The organism is Pseudomonas mandelii (assembly GCF_002251635.1).
Classification (GTDB): domain Bacteria; phylum Pseudomonadota; class Gammaproteobacteria; order Pseudomonadales; family Pseudomonadaceae; genus Aquipseudomonas; species Aquipseudomonas mandelii_B.
The window spans coordinates 67,004-80,963 of record NZ_NMOJ01000050.1 but is presented as its reverse complement, the minus strand read 5'-3'; the positions used below and the strand labels follow the sequence as shown (position 1 = coordinate 80,963).

The following is a 13,960-nucleotide window of genomic DNA, read 5'->3' as shown; positions in this document are numbered from 1 at the left end:
TCAATAGTAGTTGTTTTGTCTTTAGCTCTTTATTGATCTGGTGCGCGGTAAGCGTCCAGCAAAGGCATCTGACCCGAAGTCGGAAATTGGCGCAACAGCTGATAGTTTCCTTTAACCATCGCCACTTCTAGGGGGATGCGGCGCAGGGCCCATTTGCCTACGCCGAGTGAACGGCTGGTTTCGATGTAGCTGTAGTTTTGCTTGAGCACGAGGCCGGCTGCCTCGCGTTTGAATTCAGCGGAAAAGGAACGGCGTTGTTTGGTCATCTGACATCTCGATCTGGCGAGCATTCTCGCCTAAATGGATGTTCGGTTTCATTAGACCACTACAATCAGCCCCTTTCACGGCACCACCCGATCCAATTCTACTAACGCCACCGGCGAACTAGGCATCGGCGAAGGTCATCTGCATCATCGGAAAACTCGTCGGTTGAATCTGGGTATTTTGCCAAAATCAGGAAGTCTTCTTCAGAGTGTCCCTAACCGAAGGCACGGGCAAGTCTTGGCCGCAGCTCACTCGATCGGCTTACGCCCTTCGAACAATGCCACCTTGCCGTGCACTTTGATCCGCACATCGCCAAAGTGTTTATTCATTTCAGTCTCCAACGTTTCACGGTTATCGTACCGATTACCGAAGATGCCTTTACGGTTGTAAACCGTCATTAGCTTTTGACCAAGGCCGTTGTGGTTAGCGCTGTCGCCGAGAATGGTAGCTCCGTAGAGCATCCCCGTAGGCTTGAGGTGATGCTTAAGGTGGTCGAACACCACGCTTTTATCGGACAGGGTGCCGGGCAGGCAATGCAGCAGATAGAACATGGAGATCGAATCAAAGGTACCACCCGACTGAAGGGGCAGAGGGGTCATCACATCATGGTGGATCAATTGTATCAATGCGCAATCCAAGCCAACGCTAGCCGCTCGCAGACTATTGGGATTGAAGTCCATTAATGTGAGATGAGTCTGGTCGGACAGATGAGCATTGCGTAGGTAATAGCCTGTACCGACTCCCACATCTAAGTGCTGCAGGCCAATATGTTGTTTGAAGAAAGGTAGCAACACTTCCCTTGTTGGACATCGCCAAGCAAAGCGGTTGGAGACGCCTAGTACCCACCAGTCATAGAGCTTTAGTACCATGGGGGAATAAACAGCAGCCCCTTCTTCGGTGTAGCGAAGGATCAAGGATCTCGGGCTGCCTTGAACGACCGTATCAGCTCGTCAGCACTCACAACCAGAACGATTTCGACGTAAGTGTCTGCCCAATTCAACTTGCGTGGTTAGATTGACGTCCATTTATGTCTCAGCAGGTCGCTGATTGCACTCGCTTACTGCGTCGGTAGGCGCGTGAGAACGTCCTTCAGAAAAGCATGTGGATCATGCCTGTTGAGCCGTGTCGACTGGATCAGACTCATGATCGCAGCCGCACGTTTGCCACTGCGTAACGATCCTGCAAATAGCCAGTTCAAGCGCCCAAGTGCACGCGGCCGGCCACCCAGTTGTTGTCGATGGACACAGCACCATCATCGAGATAGCGTGTCAGCGCTACCCATCGCTTTAGGCTGTAATCCAGCAAATTGGCAATAGTCGATCACTCCGGCACAAGGTCGCGCTGGGCGACCATCCAGGCATGGCCGATTCTGCTGAAAAAGTCGGATTCTCAGTGGGCCTGGGTTCAGGCTGTTGGCGCTGATTGAATACTGCCCCCCAACACTCTCAATTTCGTACAGCCACTGGACGCAACGCAGGGCCTGCTCGGCGAGCTGGCTCTTATTAGTAGCGCGCAATTCGAAGAATTTGCGCCGGGCCTGGGCCAGGCAGCCAAGCTCGGTCGCGCCGAGTTCGAAGCTGGCCTTGTAACCGCTAAAATCGTTGCAGACCAACTTACCTTTCCAGCCTTGCGGGAAGTTATGAGAATGAAATCGGGCTCATACCACTATTTCCACGGTATACGCTGTGTACAAGATCTGCAGCCGTCAGGCTCCAGAGGGAGAGGGGTCAATAGCGGATAGGGGACGCGGGAGGGATGTGTCTGAGCATTTGCACGGGTGTTTCATCGGCATGGATAACCTGCTGCCCGAGCACCACGACGCGCAACGCGTCGACCAGTGGCCGCAACTGCACGCCAGTCATGTCAACCCATTGAGCCAAGGTTGAGCGTGGAATCGCCAAGCCCGCCCGACCGAAGATCGATTCCTGACGGTAGAGAGGCAGGTGGTCGGCAAACTTGGCGATCATGACGTGGGCAAGCAGCCCGGCGGTCGGAATACCCTTGTCGATGACCTGCGCCGGAACCGGCGCCTGGATCAGTGTTTCGCAGTCATCGCAGACCCACTTGCCCCGCACATGGCGTTCAACGGTAAACACGCCGGGCGTGTAGTCCAGCTTCACGCTGACGCCCTCACCGATACGCTTTAGTGCGCAACCACATGGGCAGTGAGTGTTGTCCAGTTCGTGATGGATCAAGGTGCGTGGAAACTCAGTCGGCAACGCAGTGCGCTTGGGCTTTTGCTTGTTCTCGGTTGGCCAGTTCACTTTGACGGTGCCGCGCGGGTGCTGGATTTCAACGCAGATATTCGATGCTGCTGCGTGCGAATTTCGGAATTTTGGCGTTGTAAAAACTTACGTCGGGAAGCCAAATACGAGTTCTACCGGGCTGGTTTGGAGCCCGCCTTCTACCTCACCTCGATTTGCGTTGAGGCTATTGCTGAGCGCTATGGTAGCAATCGAAGCACCGGCCTGGGCACACTCTTGAATGAATTGGGCGTTGAAAGACTTGGAATAGGAACGGCGTGTTGGCTGCATGAAATACACGCTTAAAAGGCTAGAACTGGTGCCCACTTAAATTTAAGTGCACACCATGTCTTGGCTTTGCGGGGCTGGGTAGATGACTTGGCCGGAAGCCTACAAAGAAGGCACGCACGACGGCACGGAAAACAACCATGCACGCAAGATTCAGAGTGATTGAAACCACCTCACTGGACGATGGGAGTAAGTGATACAGGGTCGTTGATCTTGTCGAGGGAGGCTCCGCGAGCAAGCAGCTTCCAGAGGACGTAGTCGACTGCGCCTTCAAATGTAAAAAGAGCCTTGATCAACCGCAAGATATTCAGCATACGACCTTGCAGACGCCTGACTTTCCATTTCCACCGGTAGCGTTGCCTTCCTGATACATCGCCGCTGTACACGAACAGTTCCCGTCGACCGTCAACTGGGCTCAGATCAGGTATCGACGCGGCGGCTCCGTGTGTCATTTGGATAAAGTACTCGGCGTTGGCACTGACAATTTCTCTCGAGCGGCTCAATTTTTCAGGCCGTAATTCGGTCGCATAGGTTAGCGACAGGGCGTGCTCCCAGAGTTCAGAAATTGAGATGGCGGAGTGTGCAACGGAGGCAGCTTCGGACACCATTCTTATCACTGCCCGACTCAACGCATAATGGATACGTGATTTGATAATTTCATCGTGGTAATACACAAGCCTGGAGGGTTGCGAAAACCTGCTCCACAGATAGCTTTGAAACCAGATCGATGTTCCTTTTTCGAAATCTTTCAGGGTTACCAAAGCACATTTTGCACGTAAGAACCCACCACCTGGTGCTGGTGACTTGAGTAGGAAGACGGTGGGCGGCAGGCATCGACCGGCCAATCTGGACACAAGACCCGTGCGTACACTGGTGTAGTCATCCAGGAGCACATAGAGATCGACTAGACCGTCCCTCAAATTTCCCTCACGAAGACACGAGCCATAGAACAGCAGCGCCATCAGCGCAGAACCGAATCGCGCTCGTAGCGTTTCCGTGATCGTCAGAAGGTCCGATGCTACCGGACGTGAGCTTTCTTGATTCACGCTTTGCAGTAATGCTGGTGCAGGCTCGACAAGTCGTGTGCTACGCATTGTGTAGCTCGTCATCAAATAGGATAAACCGAGCGCTAACGTCCGCTGACAGATATAGCGAACTTCGGGTCGCAAAGAGTTCCCCGTCCAACAGATATTCGCTCAGGTCATCAATGACTGCATGAGTCAGGTTTTGGCTGACATATGCTCTGCTGTCCTGCATGGCGGCGTTGGATTTGCCACGCAACAGGAACGGCAGAGATGAAAGAAGACGCGGTGCGCGGTGGGCGATTGCGGTGAAATGCATCGGCGCGCGCTCCAGTCCCCAATAGGGAGTGCTCTTGAGTAACAGCTTATCAAGCGTAGTGGCAAGGATCAGTAGCCATGGGGAATAAAGATACTGATGCTGCAGTTGCAGGCCGGCCAGGGTGGCTGAGGCGACACTTTGCTCATTGTGTCGAAACAAGGAAAGCAGCATGCGCATAAACGCGAAGGCAGGGCCCAAATTGCCTTGGATGCCCTTAGGGCGAACTTCGGAGTGGAAGTATTTGACGCCATCGATGATCGCACCTGCTCCAAAAAACAACCCGAATTGCGGAAGGGTAGAACTGGCATCGGAGACCTGTAGGATTGATCGAATGCTGACCGAGGGCGGGGGGGCATCTCCCGCGAGCCAGCTGATCAGTGCCTCGAGCGTGGACGCCGGTGTCATGGTAACTCCCAGATCAATCGCACTCATGTTGGTTGTGCCGCCAGGTAGCGCCAGAACGAAGGGCGCCAACTCCATAGAGCGCCTGAGTGAGGCGGTAAGCGCGGCCTGAAGGCTGCCGTCTCCACCAATAACTACTAATAGATCGTTCACCCCGAGGTTGAAAATGTCTAACGCCTGTGCGATTTCAGCAGGGTTTGAAGCTTCGATTACCGTGGACTGCGGTATTTGTAATACGAGTCTTCGAAGTTTTTTGAGATTTCGCCTGACATGTCCGCTCAGGGGGTTGAGTACGACACCAATGTGCCTCGGGAGCGCTATCGGATCAATCATTCGAATCACCTGCAGAAGTGATGGATGGGGGGAAGCAGTCGTGCCGGTTCACTGAAAGTATTGTGAAAATGTTCATCAGCGCACCCGGTCGAATCGATGTACGAGCATCATGCCGATGCCAAGCAGAGCGAACGATGGCAGTAACGTAGTGAGCATTAGGTTGCCTGCGAACAACAAACCGAGATTGGCTATGATTTGATTGCATACGTAGATCAGCAGGCCTAATACGGCTCCTATCGCCAGGCGCCCGCCTAGCCCGGGAGAGCGCTGGTGAACGAACGTAAAGGGCACAGCAAAAAGGATCATCGCCAGTGTCAGAACGGGACGTCCGAGTTTTTGCCAGATCGCCATTTCATACTCGGCCGTAGGTTGATCAGAATCGGCCAAGAACTTGATGTAGCGATAAAGTTGTCTGATGGAGAAGCTGTCGATAGGCAGGGTCAGGTCATTCAGGCGTTGTTCTGAAAACACCGACTGCCATACGAGGTGATCTTGCTGACTAACTCTTTCATCGGTTTGCTGCCATTCCTTGATCTGGACGTTCTTGAGCAACCAGGTTCCGCCTGGACGGATATCAGCACTGTCGGCGAACACGTAAGACGTAAGTCTCATGTCTGAGCTGTATCGAAAGATCTCAATGCTGATTGGAGTGTTGTGTCGTGCCATCGTGCCGATTCGCGCCACCTCATCGCCTCGTCGCGCCCAGATGCTGCCATTGGGGCTTGCTGGCTGACCTGAGGCTGCCATGGCTTCGTTTCTGATGAACATCCCGCCCTGCTGCAATGGCGATGCAACCCATTCATCCATGGCTCCCATCATTAAGACGAAAATCAAACCAGCTAAAACGGTTGTGGCTGCGATACGCACGATTGAGACGCCGGCTGCGCGCATCGCAGTCAATTCTTGCGTGGTTGCTAGTTGGCCTAATCCGACGATACCCCCCAGCAACGCAATAAAGGGGCTCAGATCAACAGCGCGTCTGGGCAGTGTCATCAGTACAACCATTAGCGCCTGATTCCATCGATAGCCATTGGGGGTTACATCCTCCAGCTCATTGATCAAGTCAAAAGTGGTGAACAAGGGGAGTAGCAATGCTACTGCCGCGACGAACCCGATCAGGACATTACGAATCAGGTAAAAGCTCGCTATTTTCATTGTGGGCGCCGTCGCAACAGAGACAGATCTCGCGCCATGAACGCAAGAACTCCCAATGCCATGAGTAACGGCATCAGCCAGAGGCCGGGTGTAAGAGCGATGGTGGTATTTGCCACTAACGTCCGAAAGATATTGCCGGCGTAAAAGATGATTACGAAGAGCATGCTGACGGGTAGCAAGGTGGAAAAACGGCCTTTGCGAGGCGCGCTTCGGCTCAAGGGGACAGCGAGTAGTGCGAGGAGAAATGCACTGATACCGCGCGTTTCACGCCACTGTAATTCCGCTTTGTCCTTCGGCAGGGGGGATGCGTTCAACAGCACTGTTGATGTTGCTTTGCGCTTGTTGTCTTCCTCCGCTTCGATGGGCTTCAGGTGCAGCGCCATAGTATTGAAAAGGAATGTGATGTCTTTCGTTCCGGCATGCTGCAGTGTGTACGATGTCCCGTTCGTCATTGCGATTATCGGATCATCCGGATTAGGGTCGGCCACTCTCGCAAAATTGGAGCGAAAGATACGAGTCTTCCCTTCGCCCGGATCGTAGATGAGCGCGTTTTTCAGGTTGCCTGATTCATGGTCAACTTGTTCTGCGAGAATCATTCGGCCGTTGTCGGGGTTGAGGTTGAATCGTTGAGACAGCAGATGATTCACGTCCAGATCAGTCTTGGACTCCTGCTCCAACCGATATGTCTGGGTATATGCCCAGGGGCGGCCGTAGATTGAAAGAGCCGTCACGGCAATTGCGATCGGAATGGAGATCAGCGCGATGGCACGATAAAGTCTTAATGGGCTCGCACCGGAGGCCAGAATGGCGGTGATCTCTGAGTCGTGGTACAGCCTGCCCATGGCAATGGCCACCGATGCGTACAGCGCGACCGGCACTAGCATTTCAAGCGCAATGATGACCTTGTAAACCACCATGTCGATCACTGATTGCAAAGCTAGGGTACCGTTTGCTGCTTGTGTCAGGTAGCGCTCCGCTGAATAGCTTGCAAATACAAACGTCAAAATGCCCACCATGATCGATACAGGGCGACGAATTTCAGCAATGATGTAGCGCTCGATCAAAAGCATATTTGGACCTTGTGGTCAGGCGTCGCAATGGGGTGTTCCTATTGCCATTCCGTGGCGACATTCGGCTGGGTAGATTCGACGGAGCGTCACAACGTAAGAGGCGTTGAATTTTCAGGCTGTTAAAGGAGCTTTCGCATCAACGCTCTCGCTCCAATAAAAATCGCTCCACGAGCGCGTGATCACTCATGGAGTCGATGTCCACGGCAGCTTCCGCAAATGGCATGAGGACAGCGCCGATCTTCAATCCCACCAGTGATGAGACCTGCTCCAGCGCCTGTTCGAGCGATAGCGTCCCCATGAGGTACTTCAAGGTCGCGCTCAGCCCCAAGGCGCTTGCGATCACCTTTCTCGGGCTTTTGCGCTGCTCTTCGACAGATCGCCAGAATGCAGCGAGCTTCTCGCTTTGCGGCGTCATGAACGCGAACATATTGCTGCCGCAATAAGGACCACCCTTGAGTTTGATTGCGGTGCGACGATGGCCAGGAAACATCGTCGTCACCGTTTCCAGAGGCGTTAAAGCTACAGAGACGTCGCAACCACTCTCGCGTGAGCGATCAAGGAAATAGTCAATGATTTCCGGGCGCAGAAGTGCATGGTCAGCTGTCGTGACAAATACGGGGCGGGCTTTTACATGCAGTAGTCCCCGTAGCGCACTGGCGCTGGGCGTGGAGGCAGGTTCCAGAGCGAAAACTTCTCTGCGTCCCAATAATGTGTGCATGCGCAGATCATTTTCTAAAGCCTGGCGCGAAGGTCCCATCAAAGTAATTTCAGCAACGCGATCGCTAGCTCTCAAGGCAGCCAGTACGCGATGAAGCATCGGTATACCCTGGACTTTCGTGAGGGCCTTGCACCCCAAACCACTCATAGCAGCTACAGGATCATTGGCTTGTCGATCACCCGCCAGTACTAGCGCTGAAAAGCGCACCGGCTCAGATACGTTTTTCATAGAGTCGATACCGCTTGTAGTCTGTCGCACCAATGCGTTCAAGAATCGTGCGCATGCCGGTATTCGTTTCAAGAATCCATGACATCTCCAAAGCATCGAGTTTGCGTCTTACAAAGGGAGCTTTGAGCGCCTCTATCAGCAGCAACGCCAATACCGGCCCCTGCCTACTGAATTGATAACGTTGCCTGACGCCCATCAATGGAACTCGTGCCGTTCGAGTGCCGGCGATCTTCAATTTCCATAGCAACCGGAGCCAACCAAAAGGCAAAAGCTTGCCCTTCAAGGGTGCGATTGCTTCATGGATGTTCGGCATGGCGACGATAAATGCACAGGGCTCATCGTCTATTTCAGCGATGTAGATGAGGTCATTCGGCACCAGGAATTTCAGTTGCTTGCCCATGTCGCCGAAGTCTCTTTCGGTGAAGGGTACGAAGCCCCAGTTGTTCTCCCAGGCATCGTTGAAAATATCGCGCAGCGTTTGCATCTCTTCGTTGAACCTTGACCTGTCTAGCATCCTGATGCGAATTCGAGAGCGTTCGCGATTCATCATCCTCTGAAGCCCTGCAGGGAAATTCAGCTCGTCGGTACGCATCCAGTAGGCTAGAAGGTCGACGGCTTCGCGGTAATTTAGAGTATCCAGGTGCCTTTGGTAGTAAGGATGGTGATGATTCATGAAGGCCGAAGGAGGCGTATCAAAACCCTCAACCAGTAATCCGCTCTCTTGATTGATATTCATGCTGAATGGCCCGGTAATTTGCTTGACTCCACGCGCTTGCAACCATGCTTCCGCGGTGGTGAATAAACTGAGAAACACCTCTGGATCGTCAATTGCATCAAGCATCCCGAAATGACCGGTATCTGCACCATGAAGCTCTTGGTGCAGCGTATCGATCTGCGCGAGGATGCGACCCACAGGTACGCCTTCGCACGTTGCGATCCAAGCTTGCCAAGTAATATGTTCGGAAGTTGGATTCCTTTTTGACAGATGTTCACGCCGTTCTAAGTGCAGCGGCTCAATCCAACAAGGATCATTCTTATATAGCATGCCAGGAAGCGAAATAAAGATATCAAGATCTTGCTGATCTTTAACCATTGTTGTTTTTATTGAAGGGTTCATTTTGTCCATGACTGTTATCTGTTTTCTGCATTAATGGATGGTTAGTCAATTCGCGTGTCTGCGAACCATTGAGCTCGGTCGATAAAAAACTGTATTTATCTGTTGCTGAAATATTTCGTTACGGCTATATATAACACGACAAAGCGAATAAGCCATAGAACCAGCGAGGAGAATGAAACTCCTCTGAAATGCCCGGTTTTCGGTTGCTTTCAGGTGTGCGGATTGCTAGGTGAGCCATGCGTTGAACATGATGTGCCTTCGTTGAGGTTGCATCATAAGTTGGCTGGTCTGTCATCGGTGGCTAAGCTGTTTTTTTTCGTATGATATGTTTGAAGGTGGGTCTTAAATGACGGTGCTTATCAGCTGCTGTGGATTGACTTTATGCATTTTTAGAGCAGGAATGCCTAGGCGCACGAATTAGAAATTTTCAGATATCTATATGACTTGTCGGCTGGTGACATGATTTTGGATTGTTCGCTAATTGCGTAGGGCGAAGTTTTCTCCCATGCATGTAGTGACCTAAAACTTAGCGCGAAATTTAGTAGTGCGCCTGATAAAGAGCTCAGACCTATGACCGTTCTCTATTTGTCAGAGACAAGCGCTGTACGTTCACTGCCTCAACGATTTGCAGATTTTTCTTCATTGGCTGAAGCGCTTGACTACGCGGCGCTTGGCCAGACGGGCATGAATTTCTACGACCGACGTTGTCATCTAGTGGCCGTTGTTGAGTACAGACAATTGCAGGCTCGAGCCGTAGCCGCGGCCAAGAAGTTATTAGGTATTGGTCTGAGGAAGGGAGATCGTGTAGCACTCATCGCAGACACGACACCCTGCTTCGTTAAAGCTTTTTTTGCATGTCAATACGCAGGTCTCATTCCGGTGCCACTGCCTATTCCCGCAGGGGTAGGACACCATCATGCGTACGTTGAAAAGCTGCGAGGATTGCTGGCCAGTTGCTCTCCCTCGGCAATTGTCGGCGGCCGAGAGTGGTTACCGTATGTGAATGAGGCTGTAGATGCCTCCGCACTGAAATTCACTGGTGACTTTGATTCGGTCGAAGCGCTCGCCATGTCCGACGTCAAACTCGTGCGTCCGCAACCGGATGATATTGCCTACCTGCAGTACACTTCAGGTAGTACCCGCTTTCCTCAGGGCGTGGTCGTAACGCAGCAGTCAGTAATGGCTAATCTTCGAGGCATCAGTCTTCATGGAATCAGGCTACAGCCCCACGATCGTTGCATTTCGTGGTTGCCGTACTACCACGACATGGGGTTGGTTGGTTTCGTCCTGACTCCGGTCGCCACTCAGCTATCGGTTGACTATCTGCAGACACGAGATTTCGCCATGCGCCCCAAGCAATGGTTGAATCTGATGAGTCGTAACAGAGGTACGGTGTCTGTCGCACCGCCTTTTGGGTACGACTTGTGCGTACGACGCTGCAGTTCTGCAGAGGTCGAAAGCCTTGATCTTTCGAAGTGGCGGGTGGCTGGTGTAGGCGCGGAGCCCATTGCGATTTCCACGCTGAACCGCTTCGCCGAGCACTTTGCTCCTGCGGGCTTTAAAGCAAGTGCATTCATGCCATGTTATGGCCTGGCCGAAAATACGTTAGCCGTCAGCTTCGCAGCGCCTGGAGCTGGCGGGCAGGTTGATCGAGTGGACCGGGACATTCTGGAACTAGAAGGGCGGGCAGTTAAAGCCACTGAACAATCCGCGGCCGTCAGCACATTTGTTAATTGTGGTCGCCCTCTGCCGGGTCATCAACTACAGGTGCTAGATGACACTGGCCATGCACTCGCCGAGCGATGCATCGGTCGAATTGTCATTTCTGGCCCAAGCCTCATGGCAGGGTACTTTGAGGATCAGGAGTCGAGACAGCAGCTGGAAGTTACACGATGGCTGGACACCGGTGATCTGGGTTATCTGCTTGACGGTGACTTGTATGTCACCGGGCGCAAGAAGGACCTGATCATTATCCGGGGTAGGAACATCTGGCCCCAGGATATCGAGCTGGTCGCCGAATCAGAGCCCGAGGTCAGGCCGGGAGACGCCATCGTGTTCATTGTGCAAGACAACGGGGAGACGTCGGTAGTAGTACAGGTGCAATGTCGGATCGTCGCTCAAGAGGCGCGCGAACGACTACTGCACACCTTGTTTGCCAAGATCCACAGTGAGTTCGGGCTCTCACCCATGATCGAGCTCGTTCCACCACATAGCATTCCTCGCACCTCATCAGGCAAACCTGCGCGAGCTGAAGCGCGTAAGCGCTTTCTCAGTCAGCTGGTGGTGCGCCAGGAAACCTTCGCCGTCGCAGGTTCCGCGTGATGGTGCCGACAGTGGCCCTGACCGGAGGGAGCGGATTCATCGGCAGCCTGATTGGGCGAATGTTGGTAACCCAAGGGTTCAATGTTCGTGCGTTGAGTCGGACGCAGTCAGGTCTACGCAACGGAATTTATTGGGTGCGAGGCTCGCTTGAAAATTCACGGTCTCTGTCTGAGCTGGTGATGGGCGCACGCACGGTTGTTCACTGTGCGGGAGCCGTCAGAGGGCGAGAGGAGTGTGTCTTTCATGTCACCAACGTCGACGGTAGCCGTCGAGTCATGGAAGCCGCACGTGTCGGCGGAGACTGTGAGCGATTTCTGCATATGTCGTCCCTGGCAGCACGTCATCCCGAGCTTTCCTGGTACTCGAATTCCAAGTATTACGCGGAGCAAGAAGTCCTTCATGGGGCCGGAAAGATCGAAGTCAGTATTTTCAGGCCTACCGCTGTGTATGGCCCGGGCGATCGAGAGTTGCAACCTTTGTTTTCCTGGTTGCTGCGTGGGTTGTTGATCAGGTTGAGTGCGGGCCATTCGCGCCTGAGTTTCGTCCATGTGTTTGATCTCACCGCTGCCGTATTGCAATGGATCACTACTCCGTTGGCGAGGCCGGCGATGTATGAGATCAGTGACGGTGCGTTGGGTGGATACAGTTGGAATGGCTTGGCGTGTATTGGGGTTGATGTACGCAAGGCACCTGTACGTCAGATGACTATTCCCCATGTTGCGCTGAACAGCCTGGCGCGACTGAACCTCATTTTGTCCTACCTGATTCCGGGTGAGCCGATGCTTACGACCAGCAAGGTCAAAGAGCTCGTTCACGACGATTGGACATGCAGCAACGCTGTCATTACCGATGCCATTGGGTGGGTACCCCAGATAAAGCTGCGTCGCGCGCTGAAAGACCGGCTGTTCTAAAAACGCGTCAATTCAATCGTCCAAGAGGTTGGCCATGGTTACGCTAGACACGACTCTAAAAAATGTCCTGAGATGCCTGCGAGAAATCGTTCCGTTATCGGAAGAAGTGGGCGCCGAGAGTGACTTGGTCAACGACTTGGGTTTGGAGTCCGTCAAAATGATGGATCTATTGATGAAGTTGGAAGACGAGTACGACCTGTCCATCCCCATCAACATATTGATGGACGTCAGAACCCCACAACAGTTGGCTAGTTCTGTGGTGGCCTATGTGGAGAAAAGCCATGGGGTTGTATGACCGTTTCATCCGCCTGGCAGCCGAGCGTTCTACTCTGCAGAATACGACGCCGAGTCCATTTGGTACGTGTATTGATGCGGTGTATTCGCCTACCGAGGGGCGCATAGGCGATCAAAACGTCATCCTCGCAGGAACGAACAATTACCTGGGGCTGACTTTTGATCCTGGCGCCATTGAGGCCGCTCAACAGGCACTGGCTATAGACGGTACGGGCACCACAGGGTCGCGAATGGCTAACGGCAGCTATGGTGGTCATATGGCGCTAGAGGCTGAGCTTGCGGCCTTTCTGAATCGGCCCTCAGTCATCGTGTTTTCCACGGGATACGTAGCGAACTTGGGGGTGATCGGTTCGTTAGCTGGGCCAGGAGAGGTAGTGCTTCTGGATGCAGATTGTCATGCCAGTATCTATGACGCGTGCGCGCTGGGCGGCGCTGAAATTATCCGGTTTCAGCATAACGATGCCAAGGATCTCGAACGACGGATGCTTCGCCTGGGCGAACGTGCCAAACATGCGCTGATTATCGTAGAGGGCATCTACAGCATGTTGGGAGATACCGCGCCGCTCAGAGAAATCGTTGAGATCAAGGGAAGGCTTGGCGGATATCTGCTTGTTGACGAAGCCCACTCCTTCGGAGTTATGGGGGCCAATGGACGAGGTCTGTCCGAAGCACTCGGTGTAGAGAGCGAGGTCGACATTCTGCTGGGCACCTTTAGCAAAAGTCTGGCAGCGATTGGCGGTTTTGCAGCAGGCAAGAGCAGCAGTATGGAAATACTGCGTTATGCAAGTCGACCTTACATCTTTACGGCATCACCGTCGCCTTCGGCCATCGCGTCGGTTCGGTCAGCGCTGCGTTCGATCGCGACACGTCCCGAGCTTCGAGATCAGCTTTGGAGCAATGCCCATCGTCTGTACCACGGGCTGGAGAAGCTCGGCTATTCGTTAGGCCCGAATGTCAGCCCGGTCGTACCCGTCATGGTGGGTACAAAAGAACAAGGCCTGCAGTTTTGGCATGCGCTGATCGAGCACGGTGTCTACGTCAATTTGGTACTGCCGCCTGCGACCCCAGCGGGAGTGACGCTGGTTCGATGCAGCGTCAGTGCTGCCCACACCCCTGATCAGATCGACCAGATTATCCATGCTTTCACGATGCTACGTTCAACGGCGAGCTTGGTCGGTTGACGGTGGTCGGGTTGTTTGGTTGATAGCGAGCCCGCTTTTGAGCTGAGTCATCAGGTTGGGGCGTGCGACAAAAATATTGAAGGCGCTTAGCCT

Annotated in this window: 11 protein-coding genes and 2 pseudogenes; 4 read left to right on the top strand and 9 right to left on the bottom strand. The window is 53.3% G+C overall.

Annotated features, from left to right (window positions below):
* Window positions 1-137: 137 nt before the first annotated feature.
* The 9 genes and pseudogenes from B7L09_RS31300 to B7L09_RS07715 form a co-directional block, all read right to left on the bottom strand.
* Window positions 138-266, bottom strand: a pseudogene (locus B7L09_RS31300) (transposase); the annotation flags it as partial.
* Between the two features lie 246 nt (window positions 267-512).
* Complete coding sequence (locus tag B7L09_RS07760) at window positions 513-1,178, bottom strand: class I SAM-dependent methyltransferase (protein WP_255141769.1); 666 nt, start codon at window positions 1,176-1,178, stop codon at window positions 513-515.
* A gap of 143 nt (window positions 1,179-1,321) precedes the next feature.
* Window positions 1,322-2,516 (bottom strand): annotated as a pseudogene (tnpC, locus tag B7L09_RS32770) (IS66 family transposase); the annotation flags it as partial.
* A 452-nt stretch (window positions 2,517-2,968) separates the two neighbouring features.
* Entirely contained in the window at window positions 2,969-3,889 is a 921-nt protein-coding gene (locus tag B7L09_RS07740) for a BTB/POZ domain-containing protein (protein WP_255141768.1), read from the bottom strand.
* Window positions 3,882-4,871: a diacylglycerol kinase family protein gene (locus B7L09_RS07735; protein ID WP_010461450.1), complete on the bottom strand. Its 990-nt coding sequence runs from the start codon at window positions 4,869-4,871 to the stop codon at window positions 3,882-3,884. Before B7L09_RS07735 ends, B7L09_RS07740 begins: the two co-directional genes overlap by 8 nt.
* A gap of 75 nt (window positions 4,872-4,946) precedes the next feature.
* Window positions 4,947-6,026: an LPS export ABC transporter permease LptG gene (lptG, locus tag B7L09_RS07730; RefSeq protein ID WP_010461448.1), complete on the bottom strand. Its 1,080-nt coding sequence runs from the start codon at window positions 6,024-6,026 to the stop codon at window positions 4,947-4,949.
* Window positions 6,023-7,096: an LPS export ABC transporter permease LptF gene (lptF, locus tag B7L09_RS07725; RefSeq protein WP_010461446.1), complete on the bottom strand. Its 1,074-nt coding sequence runs from the start codon at window positions 7,094-7,096 to the stop codon at window positions 6,023-6,025. Before lptF ends, lptG begins: the two co-directional genes overlap by 4 nt.
* 136 nt (window positions 7,097-7,232) lie before the next feature.
* A complete protein-coding gene (locus B7L09_RS07720) occupies window positions 7,233-8,042 on the bottom strand; it encodes a nucleotidyltransferase family protein (RefSeq protein WP_042932249.1) in 810 nt (269 codons plus the stop codon).
* On the bottom strand, window positions 8,026-9,168 hold the full coding sequence (locus tag B7L09_RS07715) for a hypothetical protein (RefSeq protein ID WP_010461441.1): 1,143 nt from the start codon (window positions 9,166-9,168) through the stop codon (window positions 8,026-8,028). The genes B7L09_RS07720 and B7L09_RS07715 overlap by 17 nt, the downstream gene beginning before the upstream one ends.
* 561 nt (window positions 9,169-9,729) lie before the next feature.
* Here B7L09_RS07715 and B7L09_RS07710 point away from each other — a divergent pair.
* Genes B7L09_RS07710 through spt form a run of 4 tightly spaced genes read left to right on the top strand, consistent with a single transcriptional unit; the run spans window position 9,730 to window position 13,867 of the window.
* Window positions 9,730-11,481, top strand: coding sequence for a fatty acyl-AMP ligase (locus B7L09_RS07710; protein ID WP_010461439.1), 1,752 nt, complete (start codon window positions 9,730-9,732; stop codon window positions 11,479-11,481).
* A complete protein-coding gene (locus tag B7L09_RS07705) occupies window positions 11,481-12,392 on the top strand; it encodes an NAD-dependent epimerase/dehydratase family protein (protein WP_010461437.1) in 912 nt (303 codons plus the stop codon). Before B7L09_RS07710 ends, B7L09_RS07705 begins: the two co-directional genes overlap by 1 nt.
* A gap of 34 nt (window positions 12,393-12,426) precedes the next feature.
* Complete coding sequence (locus B7L09_RS07700) at window positions 12,427-12,687, top strand: acyl carrier protein (RefSeq protein WP_010461436.1); 261 nt, start codon at window positions 12,427-12,429, stop codon at window positions 12,685-12,687.
* Window positions 12,674-13,867 carry a serine palmitoyltransferase gene (gene spt / locus B7L09_RS07695; RefSeq protein WP_010461435.1) on the top strand — a complete coding sequence of 398 codons (1,194 nt, stop codon included), beginning with the start codon at window positions 12,674-12,676 and terminating at the stop codon, window positions 13,865-13,867. The genes B7L09_RS07700 and spt overlap by 14 nt, the downstream gene beginning before the upstream one ends.
* Window positions 13,868-13,960 lie beyond the last annotated feature (93 nt).